The organism is Nocardioides sp. cx-173 (genome assembly GCF_021117365.1).
Classification (GTDB): Bacteria; Actinomycetota; Actinomycetes; order Propionibacteriales; family Nocardioidaceae; genus Nocardioides.
Map to the genome: position 1 here is coordinate 4,291,258 of NZ_CP088262.1, position 15,714 is coordinate 4,306,971.

At 71.9% G+C, this 15,714-nt stretch carries 14 protein-coding genes; 5 read left to right on the top strand and 9 right to left on the bottom strand.

Annotation, left to right across the window (positions count from 1 at the left end):
* Positions 1-32: 32 nt before the first annotated feature.
* A complete protein-coding gene (locus tag LQ940_RS20950) occupies positions 33-878 on the top strand; it encodes a tyrosine-protein phosphatase (RefSeq protein ID WP_231241384.1) in 846 nt (281 codons plus the stop codon).
* Here the strand turns inward: LQ940_RS20950 and LQ940_RS20955 are convergent.
* The 8 genes from LQ940_RS20955 to LQ940_RS20990 all read right to left on the bottom strand — a co-directional run bounded on the left by LQ940_RS20955 (position 825) and on the right by LQ940_RS20990 (position 11,078).
* On the bottom strand, positions 825-1,925 hold the full coding sequence (locus LQ940_RS20955; RefSeq protein WP_231241383.1) for a YihY/virulence factor BrkB family protein: 1,101 nt from the start codon (positions 1,923-1,925) through the stop codon (positions 825-827). The genes LQ940_RS20950 and LQ940_RS20955 overlap by 54 nt on opposite strands.
* A 127-nt stretch (positions 1,926-2,052) precedes the next feature.
* Entirely contained in the window at positions 2,053-3,213 is a 1,161-nt protein-coding gene (locus LQ940_RS20960) for an acyl-CoA dehydrogenase family protein (RefSeq protein ID WP_231241382.1), read from the bottom strand.
* Positions 3,210-5,117 carry an acetyl/propionyl/methylcrotonyl-CoA carboxylase subunit alpha gene (locus tag LQ940_RS20965; RefSeq protein ID WP_231241381.1) on the bottom strand — a complete coding sequence of 636 codons (1,908 nt, stop codon included), beginning with the start codon at positions 5,115-5,117 and terminating at the stop codon, positions 3,210-3,212. The genes LQ940_RS20960 and LQ940_RS20965 overlap by 4 nt, the downstream gene beginning before the upstream one ends.
* A 5-nt stretch (positions 5,118-5,122) precedes the next feature.
* A complete protein-coding gene (locus LQ940_RS20970) occupies positions 5,123-6,700 on the bottom strand; it encodes an acyl-CoA carboxylase subunit beta (RefSeq protein ID WP_231241380.1) in 1,578 nt (525 codons plus the stop codon).
* A gap of 79 nt (positions 6,701-6,779) precedes the next feature.
* Entirely contained in the window at positions 6,780-7,916 is a 1,137-nt protein-coding gene (locus LQ940_RS20975) for an acyl-CoA dehydrogenase family protein (RefSeq protein ID WP_231241379.1), read from the bottom strand.
* Positions 7,913-9,658 carry an acyclic terpene utilization AtuA family protein gene (locus tag LQ940_RS20980; RefSeq protein ID WP_231241378.1) on the bottom strand — a complete coding sequence of 582 codons (1,746 nt, stop codon included), beginning with the start codon at positions 9,656-9,658 and terminating at the stop codon, positions 7,913-7,915. Before LQ940_RS20980 ends, LQ940_RS20975 begins: the two co-directional genes overlap by 4 nt.
* Positions 9,655-10,467 carry a TIGR03084 family metal-binding protein gene (locus LQ940_RS20985; RefSeq protein ID WP_231241377.1) on the bottom strand — a complete coding sequence of 271 codons (813 nt, stop codon included), beginning with the start codon at positions 10,465-10,467 and terminating at the stop codon, positions 9,655-9,657. Before LQ940_RS20985 ends, LQ940_RS20980 begins: the two co-directional genes overlap by 4 nt.
* Positions 10,464-11,078, bottom strand: a complete 615-nt coding sequence (locus LQ940_RS20990) for a TetR/AcrR family transcriptional regulator (protein ID WP_308217416.1) — start codon at positions 11,076-11,078, stop codon at positions 10,464-10,466. The genes LQ940_RS20985 and LQ940_RS20990 overlap by 4 nt, the downstream gene beginning before the upstream one ends.
* A 164-nt stretch (positions 11,079-11,242) precedes the next feature.
* On the opposite strand from LQ940_RS20990, the gene LQ940_RS20995 reads away from it, so the two are divergent.
* Genes LQ940_RS20995 through LQ940_RS21005 form a run of 3 tightly spaced genes read left to right on the top strand, consistent with a single transcriptional unit; the run spans position 11,243 to position 14,480 of the window.
* Complete coding sequence (locus LQ940_RS20995; protein WP_231241376.1) at positions 11,243-12,622, top strand: extracellular solute-binding protein; 1,380 nt, start codon at positions 11,243-11,245, stop codon at positions 12,620-12,622.
* On the top strand, positions 12,619-13,566 hold the full coding sequence (locus LQ940_RS21000) for a carbohydrate ABC transporter permease (RefSeq protein ID WP_231241375.1): 948 nt from the start codon (positions 12,619-12,621) through the stop codon (positions 13,564-13,566). The genes LQ940_RS20995 and LQ940_RS21000 overlap by 4 nt, the downstream gene beginning before the upstream one ends.
* A complete protein-coding gene (locus tag LQ940_RS21005; RefSeq protein ID WP_231241374.1) occupies positions 13,563-14,480 on the top strand; it encodes a carbohydrate ABC transporter permease in 918 nt (305 codons plus the stop codon). The genes LQ940_RS21000 and LQ940_RS21005 overlap by 4 nt, the downstream gene beginning before the upstream one ends.
* 21 nt (positions 14,481-14,501) lie before the next feature.
* Here the strand turns inward: LQ940_RS21005 and LQ940_RS21010 are convergent, their stop codons facing one another.
* Positions 14,502-14,846, bottom strand: coding sequence for a hypothetical protein (locus LQ940_RS21010; protein WP_231241373.1), 345 nt, complete (start codon positions 14,844-14,846; stop codon positions 14,502-14,504).
* A 102-nt stretch (positions 14,847-14,948) separates the two neighbouring features.
* On the opposite strand from LQ940_RS21010, the gene LQ940_RS21015 reads away from it, so the two are divergent.
* Positions 14,949-15,707, top strand: a complete 759-nt coding sequence (locus tag LQ940_RS21015) for an SDR family oxidoreductase (protein WP_231241372.1) — start codon at positions 14,949-14,951, stop codon at positions 15,705-15,707.
* Positions 15,708-15,714 lie beyond the last annotated feature (7 nt).

The window sequence follows — 15,714 nt, forward strand, 5'->3', positions numbered from 1 at the left end:
GCGATCGGCGCGGAGCCCCTATCCTGCGACTCGTGTCCTCCGACGACGCCCGGCCCGATGCCCCGCCCGATGCCCCGCTCGACGCCCCGCTCGACGCCCCGCTCGACGCCCCGCTCGAGGCCGAGCTGGGCGAGGAGCTGGTCCGCCTGGCCTCGGCGGACAACTTCCGCGACGTCGCCGGACCCGGGTATCCCACGACCGACGGCCGCACCGTGCGCCGGGGGCTGCTGTACCGCTCCAACGAGCTGACGCTCACCGACGAGGACGCCGAGGCGCTGTCCCGCCTGGGGATCACCACGATCTTCGACCTGCGCGACGCCCACGAGGTCGAGGCCCACCCGGACGCGCCGGTGCCCGGGGCCACCTGGCGCCACGTCGAGGTGCGGGGCATCCCGATGGACGCGGTAGTGACCCTGGAGACGCGCGAGCAGGCGCTCGCCGTGATGCGCGAGGTCTACCGGGGCTTCGTGGAGAAGCCGGGTGCGCGCGAGGCGTTCCGCGTGCTGCTGCACGAGATCGCCGCGGGCGAGGCACCGCAGCTGTTCCACTGCACGGCCGGGAAGGACCGCACCGGCTGGGCCGCGGCGCTGCTGCTGCACATCGCCGGCGTGGACGCCGACACGATCCTGGCGGACTACCTCGCCACCAACACCATCGCGTCGGCCACGCGCACCAAGTACCTCGCGATGGTGCGCGAGCACCTCGGCGAGGACAAGGTCGAGGTCTACGAGGCCGTCATGGTCGCCGACCGCGCGTACCTGCAGGTGGCCTACGACGCCGCCGATGCGGCGTACGGCTCGCTCGACGGCTACCTCGCCGACGGGCTAGGGCTCGCGCCCGGCACCCTGGCCGCCCTCCGCACCCGCCTCGTCGTCTAGCCGGATGCTCTGGGTCCGGGCGGACCGGCCGTCCTTCTCGTGGCCGTCCAGCACGATCTCGTGGGTGTCCCCGTCGCGGCCGTCGAAGCGGACGATGATGGTCTCGAAGCCCTTGTGGCGCTGCATCTGCGCGTACATCGCGTAGACCCGGCGGTCGGCCTCGGTGAGGTCGACCGCGTCCGTGAACGGCGTCAGCAGCGCGCGCGGCCACAGCCGCTGGGCCAGCACCACGTTGAGCTCGACGCCGAGCACCCCGATGACCGCGGCGATGTAGATCAGGCCGATGAGCCCCAGGACCAACCCGAAGGTCTGGTTCATCGAGCTCGTGCCCGCCAGCACGTTGGTGGCGTAGACCGTGCCGAGCTGCTGCAGGCCCTGCCACCCCAGCGCGACGAAGAACGCCCCGGGGGCGGCGCGGGTCAGGCGGTCCCGGCGGGGCGAGGCCATCCGGAACAGCAAGGTGAGCACCAGCCCGACCACGACCACCGTCGCGCCGAGGATCAGCCAGCGGATGGTCGTGTTGATCTCGGCGCCGAAGTTCTCGGCGTTGCTGCCCGCCACCCCGAAGCCCGACAGCACCAGCACCGCCACCCCGGCCGACGCCAGGAGGGTGAGGCTGCGAAAGCGCAGCAGGAACGGGTTGGGCCGGCTGTTGCGTGGCACGGCGTACGCCGTCGCCATCGTGTTCTGCGCCGCCATGCCCAGCCCCAGGCATCCGTACATCGCGGCCAGCGCGCCGACCACGACCGCGCCGGTCGAGCCGCGCAGGCCCTCGGGCCGGCCGAGCTGGTCGCCGATGATCGGGAAGTTGCTCAGCGCCGAGTTGAGCACCTGCTCCTGGAGCTCGGGGTCGCCCTGCAGGAAGAAGCCGAAGATCGACGTCGCCAGCAGCAGGATCGGGAAGATCGCGACGAAGGCGTAGTAGGTCAGCGCCGCCGACAGGTAGTTGCCCTGGTCGTCGAAGAACTTGTAGACCACCGCGATCGGCACGCCCAGCACCCGGAAGCGCCGCTGCGTGCGATCGACCCTCCCGACGACGTTGCCCACGCCGTCACGGTACCGGTGCGGCCCCCCGGAATCGGGTGTCGAGGTCGCCCCGCTCCCACCTCAACCCACGCGATCGGCTCTCGGTGGTCGAGGTGCGAGGAGCGCCAGCGACGAGCCTCGAGACCCCTCAGTACGACTTCGGCAGCCCCAGCGAGTGCATCGAGACGAAGTTGAGGATCATCTCGCGGCTGACGGGGGCGATCCGGCCGGCGCGTGTGGCGACGAGCAGGCCCGCCATGCCGTACTCCTGGGTGATCCCGTTGCCGCCGTGGGTGTGGACGGCGCGGTCGGCGGCGTCGCAGGCGGCCTCGGCGGCGGCGTACTTGGCCATGTTGGCCGCCTCGCCGGCGCCCATGTCGTCGCCGGCGTCGTAGAGGGCGGCGGCCTTCTGGGTCATCAGCCGGGCCAGCTCGATCTCGATGTGCGACTGGGCCAGCGGGTGCGCGATGGCCTGGTGGGAGCCGATCGGCGCCTTGAAGACCACCCGCTCCTTGGCGTACGCCGCCGCCTTGTCGAGCGCGTAGCGAGCCAGGCCGGTGGAGAACGACGCCGCCATGATCCGCTCGGGGTTGAGGCCGGCGAAGAGCTGGACCAGGCCGCCGTCCTCGTCGCCGACCAGGGCGTCGGCGGGCAGCCGGACGTCGTCGAGGAACACCTGGAACTGCAGCTCCGGGCTGACGATCTCCATGGGGATCGGCTTGGCCTCGAGACCCGCCGCGTCGGTGGGGACCACGAACAGGCAGGGCTTGAGCTTGCCGGTCTTCGCGTCCTCGGTGCGCGCCACGACCAGCACGTTGTCGGCCTCGTCGACGCCCGAGATGTAGATCTTGCGACCCGTGAGCACCCAGCCATCGCCGTCACGGCGCGCGGTCGTGGTGATGTTGTGCGTGTTGGTGCCGGCGTCGGGCTCGGTGATGGCGAACGCCATGGTGCCCGTGCCGTCGCAGATGCCGGGCAGCCAGCGCCGCTTCTGCTCCTCGGTGCCGTAGCGGGTGATGATCGTGCCGCAGATCGCGGGGCTCACGACCATCAGCAGCAGCGGGCACCCCTGCGCCGACAGCTCCTCGCACACCGCCGCGATGTCGCCGATGCCGCCGCCACCGCCGCCGTACTCCTCGGGGATATTGATGCCGAGGTAGCCGAACTTCCCGATCTCCAGCCACAGCTCGGTGGTCTTCTCGCCGGAGCGCGCCTTCTCGGCGAACCACTCCCGGCCGTACTTGCCGGCCAGCTTGCGCACGGCCTTGCGCAGCTCCTGGCGCTCCTCGGTCTCGGTGAACGTGGTCATGCGTCTTCTCCTGTCTCGACGACGGCGAGGACCTCACCGGCGGCGACCTGGGTGCCTGGCTGGACGTGGATCTCGGCGACCGTGCCGTCGTGGGGCGCGCTCACGGTGTGCTGCATCTTCATGGCCTCGAGGACCAGGACCGGGTCGCCCGCGGCGACGGTCGCGCCGGGCTCGACGACCACCCGCACGACGGTGCCGGGCATCGGTGCGAGCAGCGAGCCGCTCGCGACCGCGTCGGCCGGGTCCACGAACCGCGGGACCCGCTCGAGCCGCACGTGCCCGTGGGTGGAGTCGACGTCGACGACCAGACCGCTGACCGCGACGTCGTACGTCGTGCGGACGCCGTCGGTCTCGAGCGTCACGGAGGTGGGGCTCGCCGTCACGACGACGTGGCCGTCGACGACGTACCCGTCACGTCCGCCGAGCCACTCGACGACCAGGTCGCCCTCGAACTCGGTGCGCTGCGGCTGGGAGGTGACGTTGCGCCAGCCCACCGGGGCCCCGGACTGCACGGTCCGTGCCGCCCCGGCCCGCTCCGCCAGCGCCACCGCCGCCGCCACCGCAGCCGCCTCGGTGGTGGAAGAAGAACGGAGTCCCGTCTCGAAACCGCCGAGGAACGCCGTGCTGACCTGACCCGACAGGAAGGTCTCGTCCCGCAGGATCGCGACCAGGAGGTCCCGGTTGGTGACCAGGCCGTGGATGCGGGCCCGGCTCAGGACCGACGCGAGCTTGCGGGCGGCGGCCTGGCGGGTGCCGGCGTGCGCGATGACCTTGGCGAGCATCGCGTCGTAGTGCGTCGACACCTCGTTGCCGCTCGCGAAGCCGCTCTCCACGCGGATGCCGTCCTCGACCGGGATCTCGAACGACGTCAGCAGCCCGCTCTGCGGCTGGTAGTCGGCGCTCGGGTCCTCGGCGTAGAGCCGGACCTCGATCGCGTGCCCCTCGGGCCGCACCGCTCCCGCCACGGCCTCGTCCTCGGCCACCGCGATCTGCTGGGCGACCAGGTCGACGCCGAAGACCTCCTCCGTGACCGGGTGCTCGACCTGGAGCCGGGTGTTCATCTCCAGGAAGAAGAAGCGGTCCCGCTCGGCGTCGTAGAGGAACTCGACGGTGCCCGCTCCGCGGTAGTCGATCGCGGCCGCGGCCGCCCGCGCGGCCTCGTGCAGCGCCCGGCGCGTCGGCTCGGGCAGCAGCGGCGCCGGCGCCTCCTCCACGACCTTCTGGTGGCGGCGCTGGATCGAGCAGTCGCGTTCGCCGTAGACCTCGACCCCCTCGCCGTGGCCCAGGACCTGGACCTCGACGTGGCGGCCCTGCTCGATGTAGGGCTCGACGAAGACGGTCCCGTCGCCGAAGGCCGACTCGGCCTCCGCGCGCGCCTTCTCGATCTCGCCGGGCAGGTCGGCCAGGGAGCGCACGACCCGCATGCCACGGCCGCCGCCGCCCGCCGAGGCCTTGACCAGCAGCGGCAGGTCGGCGTCGGTGGCGGTGTCGACCGAGTGGTTGGTGAGCACCGGCACGCCGGCGGCCTCCATGAGCTTCTTGGACTCGATCTTCGAGCCCATCTGCTCGATGGACGCAGGCGCCGGACCGATCCAGGTCAGGCCCGCAGCCGCGACGGCGCGGGCGAAGTCGGCGTTCTCCGACAGGAACCCGTAGCCCGGGTGGACCGCGTCGGCACCCGTGCGGCGGGCGGCGTCGAGGACCAGGTCGGCACGCAGGTAGGTGTCGGCCGGCGCCGTGCCGGGCAGGCGTACGGCGTGGTCGGCCTCGGCGACGTAGGGCAGCGCGGCATCGGCGTCGGAGTGGACGGCCACGGTCTCGATGCCGAGGTCGCGGCAGGTGCGGAACACCCGGCTCGCGATCTCGGCGCGGTTGGCGACGAGGACTCTGCTGATGGTCGGCACGCGGGTCACATCCTGAAGACGCCGAAGCGGTCGGTGCCGCTGTACGCCGAGTTGTCGATCACGGACAGGCAGATGCCGAGGACGGTGCGGGTGTCGCGCGGGTCGATGACGCCGTCGTCGTAGAGCATCCCCGAGAGGAAGTACGGCAGGGACTGCTCCTCGACCTGTGCCTCGACGAGCTCCTTGATGCCCTTGAAGCCCTCGGCGTCGAACTCCTGGCCCTTGGACTCCGCGGACTGCTGGGCCACGATCTCGAGCACGCCGGCCAGCTGGGCCGGGCCCATCACCGCCGACTTGGCCGAGGGCCAGGTGAAGAGGAAGCGGGGGTCGAAGGCGCGCCCGTTCATGCCGTAGTTGCCGGCGCCGTACGACGCGCCCATGACCACGGTCAGGTGCGGCACGGTGGAGTTGCTGATCGCATTGATCATCATCGCGCCGTGCTTGATGATCCCGCCCTGCTCGTAGTCCTTGCCGACCATGTAGCCGGTGGTGTTGTGCAGGAAGAGCAGGGGCGTGTCGCTCTGGTTGGCGAGCTGCACGAACTGCGTCGCCTTCTGCGCCTCCTCGGAGAACAGCACGCCCTGGGCGTTGGCGAGGATGCCGATGGGGTGGCCGTGCAGCCTGGCCCAGCCGGTGACCAGCGAGGTGCCGTAGAGCGGCTTGAACTCGTCGAACGCCCTGCCTTCGGGGCCGTCGCCCTCGCTCACGCCGTCGCAGATCCGCGCGATGACCTCGCGCGGGTCGAACGGCTCCTTCAGGTCGGTGGGGATCAGGTCGAGCAGGCCGTCGGGGTCGGCGTCGGGCTCGGCGTACGTCGCCGGGGCGGTCCGCGCCTTGCGCCAGTTGAGCCGCGCGACGATGCGTCGCCCGATCCGGATGGCGTCGCGCTCGTCCTCGGCGAGGTAGTCGGCGAGGCCCGAGGTGCGCGCGTGCATCTCGGCGCCGCCGAGCGACTCGTCGTCGGACTCCTCGCCGGTGGCCATCTTGACCAGCGGCGGGCCGCCGAGGAACACCTTGGCCTGCTCCTTGACCATGACCGTGTAGTCGCTCATGCCGGGCACGTACGCGCCGCCGGCGGTGGAGTTGCCGAAGACCAGCGCGATCGTGGGCTGCTTGCGGGCGCTGGCGCGGGTCAGGTCGCGGAACAGCTTGCCGCCGGGGATGAAGATCTCCTTCTGCGTCGGCAGGTCGGCGCCCCCGGACTCGACGAGCGAGACGCTGGGCAGGCCGTTCTCCTCGGCGATCTGGGAGGCGCGGAAGATCTTCTTCACCGTCCAGGGGTTGGAGGCGCCGCCCTTCACCGAGGGGTCGTTGGCGGTGATCATGCACTCCACCCCCTCGATCACCCCGATGCCGGTGACGACGCTGGCGCCGACGGCGAAGTCCGAGCCCCAGCCGGCCAGCGGGCTCAGCTCCAGGAACGCCGAGCCCTCGTCGATCAGCAGCTCGATGCGCTCGCGCGGCATCAGCTTGCCGCGGCCGTGGTGGCGCGCGACGGACCTCTCCCCGCCCCCGGCCACCGCCTTCGCGTTCTCGGCGTCGAGCGCCTCGATCTTCTCGAGCATCGCCTCGCGGTTGCTCATACTCACGGTTGCCTTTCGTCTACAGGGGTTTCGAGGCTCAGGCCTAGCGGCCTTCGCACCTCAACCAGCGATGAAGCGGTCATGACGCGTAGCCCAGCAGCTTGGCGGCGAGGTCGGCGAGCACCTCGGTGGCGCCGCCCCCGATGGGCAGGAGCCGGGCGTCGCGGTAGTGCCGCTCCACCTCGGTGCCGTGCATGTAGCCGGTCCCGCCGAAGAGCTGGACCGCCTGGTCGCAGACGTAGGTCGCGGTGTCGCAGGCGGTCTGCTTGGCCAGGCAGGCCTCGGCGATGACGCTCTCCCCGGCCACGTGGCGGGCGGCGACGGCGTGCGTGTAGGCGCGCGCCACCTCGACCCGGCGGTGCATCTCGACGAGCTGGTGGCGCACGACCTGGCGCGAGACCAGCGGCTTGCCGAAGGTCTCGCGCTCCTGGCAGTAGGCATGGGCGAGCGCGAGCGAGCGGGCGGCGATGCCGTAGCCGTGGACCGCGAGCGCCATCCGCTCGACGACGAACTGCTCGGCGATGTACCAGAAGCCGGCGTTCTCCTCGCCGACCAGGTTGCCGACCGGGACCCGGACGTCGGCGAAGGACAGCTCGGCGGTGTCCGAGCAGTGCCAGCCCATCTTGGCCAGGGACCGGTCGACGGTGAAGCCGGCCGTGTCCTTGTCGATCACCAGCAGGCTCACCCCACCGGCGCCCGGACCACCGGTGCGGACCGCGGTCGTCACGAAGTCGGCGCGCACGCCGCTGGTGATGAAGGTCTTGTCGCCGTTGACGACGTAGTGCTCGCCGTCGCGCACGGCGCTCGTGCGCAGGTTGCCGACGTCGGAGCCGCCGCCGGGCTCGGTGATCGCGAGCGAGCCGATCGTCTGCCCGGCCAGGGTCGGCCGCACGTAGCGGTCGACCAGCGCGGGCGAGCCGTGCGCGGCGATGTGGGGCAGCGCGATGCCGTTGGTGAACAGCCCGGCCATCAGGCCGCTCGACGCACCGGCGGCGAACATCGCCTCCTGGAGCGCGACCGTGTCGAGCAGGTCGCCGCCCTCGCCGCCCACCGACTCCGGGAAGGAGATGCCGAGGAGGCCCTGCGCGGCGGCGGCGCGGTGCAGCTCGCGCGGGATGGCGCCCGCGTCCTCCCACGCCTGGAGGTGCGGGGTGACCTCGCGGCGGGTGAACTCGGTGGCGACGTCGCGCAGCGCGTCGCGGTGCTCGCTGCTCATGTCAGGTCCTCCTGGATGTGGACGAGGCGCGAGCGCACCCATTCGCCCAGGCCCTTGGCCTGGGGGTCGAAGCGGGTCGAGGCCGCGACCCCCTCGCCGAGCAGGCCGCGGATGAGCACGTTGACGGCGCCGAGGTGCGGGAGCAGGTACACCTCGACGTCGAGGTCTCGTGCCTCCGGGATCAGCTCGCGCACCTTGCGCGGGCTCATGAACTTGGCCAGCCAGGTGACGCGCTCGTCGTACTTGTCGGGGTCGTCGGGGCCGTCGGGGCCCTCGTGCGCGACCCACAGGCCGAGGTTGGCGTCGCCGCCCTTGTCGCCGGACCGGGCGTGGACGAAGGTCCCCAGCGGCACCCGCCGGGTGAGCGAGTCGGTCGGGGCGGGGTACGGCGAGGGCCGCAGACCGTCCTCGGCGTCGGCGCTGGAGAAGTCGGTGGGGTCCGCGACGACCTCGCGGCTCCCGTCGGCGTGCACGACCGTGTGGGTCACGGCCGAGCGGTCGACGTACTCGGCCCGATAGACGCCGTACGGCGTGGGCGGTCCCGGCGGGGCGGTCATGGTGAACCCCGGGTAGGACGCCAGCGCGAGCTCGACCGCGGGGCCGGTGAACGCCTTTCCGACCGGGCCCGCCTCGGGGTCGAGGGCCGTGCACCGCAGCAGGCAGGACGCGCCCTCCTCGGTGTCCGCGTCGGGGCCCGGCAGGGCGGTGCGCGTCCAGCTGACGGTCGCCGCGGTGAGCGACGGCTCGAGCTGCTCGCGGACCCACGCGGCCTTGGCGTCGATGTCGAGGCCGGTGAGGACGAGCTCGAGGGTGTTGCGGAAGCCGCCGAGGGTGTTGACGCAGACCTTGAGCCGCTCGGGTGGCGCCTCGCCGGTCACGCCGGAGATCGCGACCCGGTCGGGGCCGGCCTGGGCCAGGCGCACCGACGCGAGGTCGGTGACGACGTCGGGGTTGAGGTAGCGGGTGCTCTGGATCTCGTAGACCAGCTGGGCGGTGACGGTGTCGACGGTGACCGCGCCCCCGGTGCCGTCCTGCTTGGTGACCACGCACGAGCCGTCGGCGGCGATCTCGGCCAGCGGGAAGCCGAGCGGCCGCCCGGTGCGGGGCAGCGTCCGGAAGCCGGAGAAGTTGCCGCCCGTGGCCTGCGTGCCGCACTCGAGCACGTGGCCCGCGACGACGGCGCCGGCCAGCTCGTCGTACGACGTGGGCGTCCAGCCGAAGTGGGCGACGGCGGGCCCGACCACGAGCGAGGCGTCGGTGACCCGGCCGGTGACGACGACGTCCGCGCCCTGGCGCAGCGCGGCGGCGATCCCGAAGCCGCCCAGGTAGGCGTTGGCCGTGAGCGCGCCGTCGAAGGACAGCGCGCGCAGGTCGTCACCCTCGACGTGGGCGACCTTGACGTCCAGCCCGAGGCCGGTCGCGACCTCGCGGACCTTGCCGGCCAGGCCGGCGGGGTTGAGCCCACCGGCGTTGCTGACGATCTTGACGCCCTTCTCGAGCGCGAGCCCGAGGCAGTCCTCGAGCTGACGCACGAAGGTGCGCGCGTAGCCGAGCGAGGGGTCCTTCATCGTGTCGCGGCCGAGGATCAGCATGGTCAGCTCGGCGAGGTAGTCGCCCGTGAGGACGTCCAGGGCCTGCCCCTCGTGGGCTCCCTCCAGCATCTCGCGCATCGCCGCGAGCCGGTCGCCGTAGAAGCCGGAGCAGTTGCCGATGCGCAGCACGGCGCCGGTGGCGGCGCTCATCGCGGCGCCCGCCCCTCGCCCGGAGGTCCCGCGAAGCACTGGGCGATCCCCAGCCACTGCTCGGCCTCGGCGCCCTCGGCCACCAGCGCGGTGTCGTCGCGGTGGACGCGCTGGGTCGCCAGCAGGCAGAAGTCGTACGCCGGCCCGCTCACCCGCTGCACGGCGTCGTCCGGCCCCCAGGCCCAGATCTCGCCGGACGGTGCGGTGAGCTCGACGCGGAAGTCCTCCGCAGGCGCCGGCAGGCCGTGGGTGGCGAACGCGAAGCCGCGGGTGCGCACGCCCAGGTGGGCGACGTGCCGGATCCGATCGGTGATTTCCGGCTCGACGCCGAGCGCCTCGTAGACGTCGAGCGCATGGGCCCAGGTCTCCATGAAGCGGGCGGTCGCCATCGAGGACGCAGACATCGGCGGCCCGAACCACGGCATCCGCTCGCCGTCGGGGAGGTCGCGCAGCGCCTCGGCGAGGGCCGTGCGCGCCTTGCCCCAGCGCGCCAGCAGGGCGGCCGGGCTCAGCCGGGCGACCTCGTGGGCCGACGCGTCGACGTACCCGGTCGGGTCCGCGATCGCCTCGAGCACGATCGCGTCCCAGGCCTCCTTGCGCGCCGGCCCCTCGACCGAGCGGGCGGCAGCCGTGGCGGTCTCGTCGGTCCAGAGCAGGTGCGCGACCTGGGTGGCGACACTCCAGCCGGCGGCCGGCGTGGGGGTGGCCCAGCCCCCGTCGGCTGAGTCGGCGAGGCCCGAGACGGCGCTCCAGAGCCGGTCGGTCTCGGCGTCCAGGTCGGCGAGCAGGTCCTCGAGCAGCTGGTTCACGGGGTCTCCTTCAGGGCGGCGTCGAGGGTCAGGGCCCACTGGTCGAGGATGCGGGCACGTCGGCGCGCGTCGTCGGTGATGGTGTCGGCGAGACCGAGGCCGCGGACCAGGTCGAGGGTCGCCTGGATGAGCTCGCGGGTCCCGGGCCGGGACTCGTCGGCGCCGAGCAGCTCCACGGTGAGGCGGTGCACCTCGCGCCCGACCCGCTGCTCCAACGGGGCGACCGCGGCCATCAGCGTCTCGTCGGTGCGTGCCGCGACCCAGAGCTCCAGCGCGGCGGTGAACACCGGCGAGGTGAAGTGGTCGCCGAGCATCTCCAGCACCGCGCGGGTGCGGCGCTCGCCTTGCGGCAGGCGCGTGGCCGCGGCGGCGAGCTCTCGGCCGCGCACCTCGGTCAGGTGCTCGACCGCGGCGACGACGAGGTCGTTCTTGGTCGGGAAGTGGTGCAGCTGGGCGCCGCGACTCACCCCGGCCCGCTCGGAGACCAGCGTCGTGGTCGTGCCGCCGAAGCCGCGCTCGACCAGCACCTCCACCGTCGCCTGCAGTAACCGGGCCCGCATCGCCCGGCTTCGCTCCTCCTGGGAGACGCGGGTCGCGGGTCCGGTGGTCACAGGGCGAGCCTGCCGCCTCATGAACAAACAGTCAAGCCTGACTTTTACTTTTTACTTACCAGCACCGTTGATTTCGATGTAAAACGCAAGTGGCAGGAGAAGTGGGTACCGGAGTGGTTGCCCTGCGCCGCGCCCACCGGGGTCGGCCGCCCTGAGGAGGCCCCATGAGGCGTACCCACCAGCTCGTCCCCCTGGCCGCAGCGGCCCTGCTGCTGACCGCGTGCGCGACCGGGTCGTCCGACGACGAGTCGGACGACGCGTCGTACGACCGCGAGGCCGAGCTCAGCGGCGCGCTGACCGTGATGGGCTTCGGCGCCGTCGACGAGATCGCGAGCACCCGCCTGGACCGCGCCGAGGAGGCGCTGGGCGGCGACGTCGACGTGGAGCTGGTCGAGGGCGACCTGGACATCCAGCAGTTCCTGTCGTCGGTGGCCAGCGGCGAGCCGCCGGAGATCATCTATGCCGACCGCAAGCAGATCGGCACCTTCGCCTCGCGGGGGGCGATCGTCCCGCTCACCGACTGCATCGACGGCGAGCAGGTCGACACCTCGGTCCTGCGGGAGTCCGCGCTGGACCAGGTCACCTTCGCCGACGAGATCTGGGCCGTGCCGGAGTTCAACCTGGTCCAGATCGTGCAGGCCAACGGCGACCTGCTGCGGCAGGAGGGGCTGACGCTCGACGACGTCAACGGCTCCGACTGGGACGCCGTGGCCGAGGCCAACCGCGCGCTGATGGGGCGCCAGGGCGGCGACCTCTCGGTGATCGGCTACGACACCAAGCTGCCGGAGTTCCTGCCGCTGTGGGCCAAGGCCAACGGCGCCGACCTGATCTCCGAGGACGGCCGCACCGCCCAACTCGACGACCCGGCGGTCGTGGAGGCGCTGGAGTTCGCGGTGTCGGTCTACGACGAGCAGGGCGGCTTCAGCGACGTCAAGGCGTTCCGCGACTCCGCCGACTTCTTCGGCGAGGGCAACCAGTTCGCCTCCGGGACGCTCGGAGCGATGCCGATGGAGCAGTGGTACGTCAGCGTCCTCAACGACGTCTCGCCCCAGGCCCCGGTCGTCTTCGACACCTTCCGTGACACCGACGGCGAGCCACTGGCCTTCGCCTCCGGCTCGGCGTGGGCGATCCCCAAGGGCAGCGCCAACCCCGAGGCTGCCTGCCGCTTCGCCCGGGTCATGACCGAGACCGAGAGCTGGGTGGCCGCCGCGCAGGAGCGCGTCCGCCTGCGCGGCGAGAAGGAGGGCGGCATCTTCACCGGGCTGCTGACCGCCAACGAGGAGGCCGACGAGCAGGTGCGCGCGATGGTCGAGCCCAGCGGCGAGGAGAAGTGGGACAGCGCCGTCACCGCGCAGTACGACGCCAACGACCACACCTTCTCGCTGCCGGCGAACCCCGCCGGCGAGGAGTTCGAGACGGCCTGGGAGGACGCGGTCAACCGGGTGCTCAACGGCCAGCAGTCGCCCCAGGAGGCGATGGCCCAGGCCCAGGAGGAGGCGCAGAGCGCCCTCGACGCCGGCTGGGCCGAGTGGGAGGAGCGGTGAGCACCGCTGCGCTCACCCCCTTCCGACGCACGCCCTCCTCCCGCGGTGGCGCCGAGCGCCGGGACCGGCGCGCGGCGCTGCTGTTCATCAGCCCCTGGATCGTCGGCTTCCTGCTCTTCACCGCCTACCCGGTCCTCTACACCGGCTACCTCTCCCTGACCGACTACGACGTGATCAACGACCCCTCCTTCGTCGGGACCGCCAACTTCGAGGAGCTGCTGCAGGACCCCAAGGTCTCGCTGGCGTTGCGCAACACCTTCGTGTTCGTCCTGTTCAGCGTGCCGGCCCAGGCCGTCGTCTCCCTGGGGCTGGCCCTGCTGCTCAACGCGGCGGGGCGCGCCTCGGGCTTCTTCCGCACGGCGTTCTTCCTGCCCAAGATGACCCCGCCGGTGGCGATCGGGATCCTGCTGCTGCTGCTGTTCAACGGCCAGAGCGGACTCATCAACGAGGCGCTCGGGCTGGTCGGGATCGACGGTCCCTCGTGGACCACCGACCCGACCTGGGTCAAGCCGGGGCTGGCGATGATGAGCCTCTGGACGGTCGGCGGCTCGGTCATCATCCTGCTGGCGGCCCTGCGCAACGTGCCGGAGGAGCTCTACGACGCCGCCCGCTGCGACGGCGCCGGCTGGTGGCGCCGCACCTGGCACGTGACCCTGCCGATGATCAGCGGGGCGCTCTTCTTCGTGGTCATCGTGGACACCATCGCCGGCTTCCAGTCCTTCACCGAGGCCTACACCGCCTTCTTCGGCAGCGGCAACACGACCTACGGCAACGACGCGGCGCTCTTCTACTCGATCTACCTCTTCCAGCAGGCCTTCGAGTTCCTGCACATGGGCTACGCCGCCGCCCTCGCGTGGGTGCTGTTCCTGATCATCATGGTCGTCACCTTCGTCCAGGTCCGGGTCAGCAAGCGACTGGTCTACCTCGAGGGGGAGCAGCGATGACCGCCGTCGACACCCCCGCGCCGCGTACCGACCCCGTCGCGCCCCACGCCGCCGTCGCCCACGAGGAGCCCCCGCCCCGCCGCCGTCCCGGCAGCCGCCTCCAGCGGGCGCTGGTCACCGCCGCCCTGGTGCTGCTCACCGTCGTGTTCGTCTACCCCTTCGTGTGGCTGGTCAGCGCGTCGTTCAAGCCGCGCGGCGAGGTCTTCGACAACCGGCTCATCCCGCGGACCTTCACCCTCGACAACTACGTGGAGGTGTGGAACGAGCCGATCGGGCAGTGGCTGGTCAACACCGCCCTGGTGACCGTGCTCGCCACGGTGACCGTCACGCTCTCCAGCGCGCTGGTGGCCTGGGGCTTCAGCTACTTCCGCTTCCGCGGCCGGGGCGTGCTCTTCGGGGTCGTGCTGGCCACGATGATGCTGCCCGGCGCGGTGACGATGATCCCGACGTACCTGATCTGGGACGCGCTCGGCCAGGTCGGCACGCTCACCCCGCTGTGGGCCGGCAACCTGTTCGGCAGCGCCTTCTACATCTTCCTGCTGCGCCAGTTCTTCCTCGGGCTGCCACGCGACGTCTTCGAGGCGGCGACCCTGGACGGCGCCAACAACTGGCAGGTCTTCTGGCACATCGGGCTGCCGCTCACCAAGCCGGCGCTGGTCGTCGTGGCGCTGTTCGAGTTCCAGGCGGCGTGGACCGACCTGATGCGGCCGCTGATCTACCTGCGCGACACGGCGGACTTCACCGTGCCCCGCGGCCTGAAGTCGATGCTGGACCAGTTCGGCTTCGGCGGCGAGTGGCACTGGGAGATCGTCATCACGGCCAGCGTCATCGCCACGGTGCCGATGATCGTGCTGTTCTTCCTGGGTCAGCGGCACTTCGTGCGCGGCATCGCGACCACCGGCAACAAGGGCTGAGCCGTCCGGCGTCAGCCGGGGTCAGCGGGGCACCGCCACCACGGAGACCTGCACGTTGCCGGCGTCCGCGCTGCCGTTGCACACCAGGGAGACGTCGTGGGTGCCGGCGGCGACCGGCACGACCGCCCCCACCGGCACCATGCTGAAGTCCTCGTCGATGTCGTAGCTGTGCGTCGGGGCGGTGACCCCGTCCACGCGGAACTGGCACCACAGCGTGTCGGCGCCCGTCCCCTGCTGCTGGATGGAGAGCTGCCCGGTGGCGATGATGGTCGCGGCCGGGGTGCGCAGCGCCCCGGTCCCGTTACCGGTCGAGAGCGAGCCCAACACGGTGGGGGCGGTGCCGGTGTGCGGACGACGTGGCTGCATGGGGGGCTCCGGGCGTCGAGGGGACAATCTCTCGATGATGCGCCTGGGGGCGCCCGGTGGCTACCCGCTCGGCCCCGCGGGGCGGTGCGGCAGACTCCCTGCATGCCCACGATCCTGATCACCGGGGCCTCCTCCGGTCTCGGCGCCGAGATGGCCCGCCAGTTCGCCGCGAAGGGCTACGACCTCGCCCTGTGCGCCCGTCGCCTGGAGCGGCTCGAGGAGCTGCGCGCGGAGATCGCGGCGGCGTACCCCGAGCGCCGGGTCGTCCTCCGCGCGCTCGACGTCACCGACGACGAGGCGGTCTTCGAGGTGTTCCGCGCCTTCCGCGCGGACTTCGGCACCCTCGACCGGGTCGTCATCAACGCCGGCCTCGGCAAGGGTGCGGCCCTCGGCACCGGCCGCTTCGACGCCAACCGCGAGACGGCGATGACCAACTTCGTCGCCGCCCTCGCCCAGACCGAGGCGGCGATGGAGATCTTCCGCGACCAGGAGTTCGGCCACCTGGTGATGGTCTCCTCGATGTCGGCGCTACGCGGGATGCCGAAGTCGATGACGACGTACGCCGCCACGAAGGCCGGCGCGGCGATGCTCGCCGAGGGCATCCGCACCGAGCTCTACGGCAAGCCGCTGGGCGAGCGGCTCAAGGTCACCGTCCTCTACCCCGGCTACATCGCCTCGGAGATGAACGACGCGGTCGCCGACAGGCCGCCGTTCCTCGTCTCCACCGAGAAGGGCGTGCGCTCCATGGTCTCCGCCATCGAGAGACAGGTCGCCGACGCCTGCGTCCCACCCCTCCCCTGGGCCCCCCTCTCCCTGCTCATGAAGCACGCCCCGCTGCCGGTCCTCAAGCGCCTCATCTAGGTCGCCG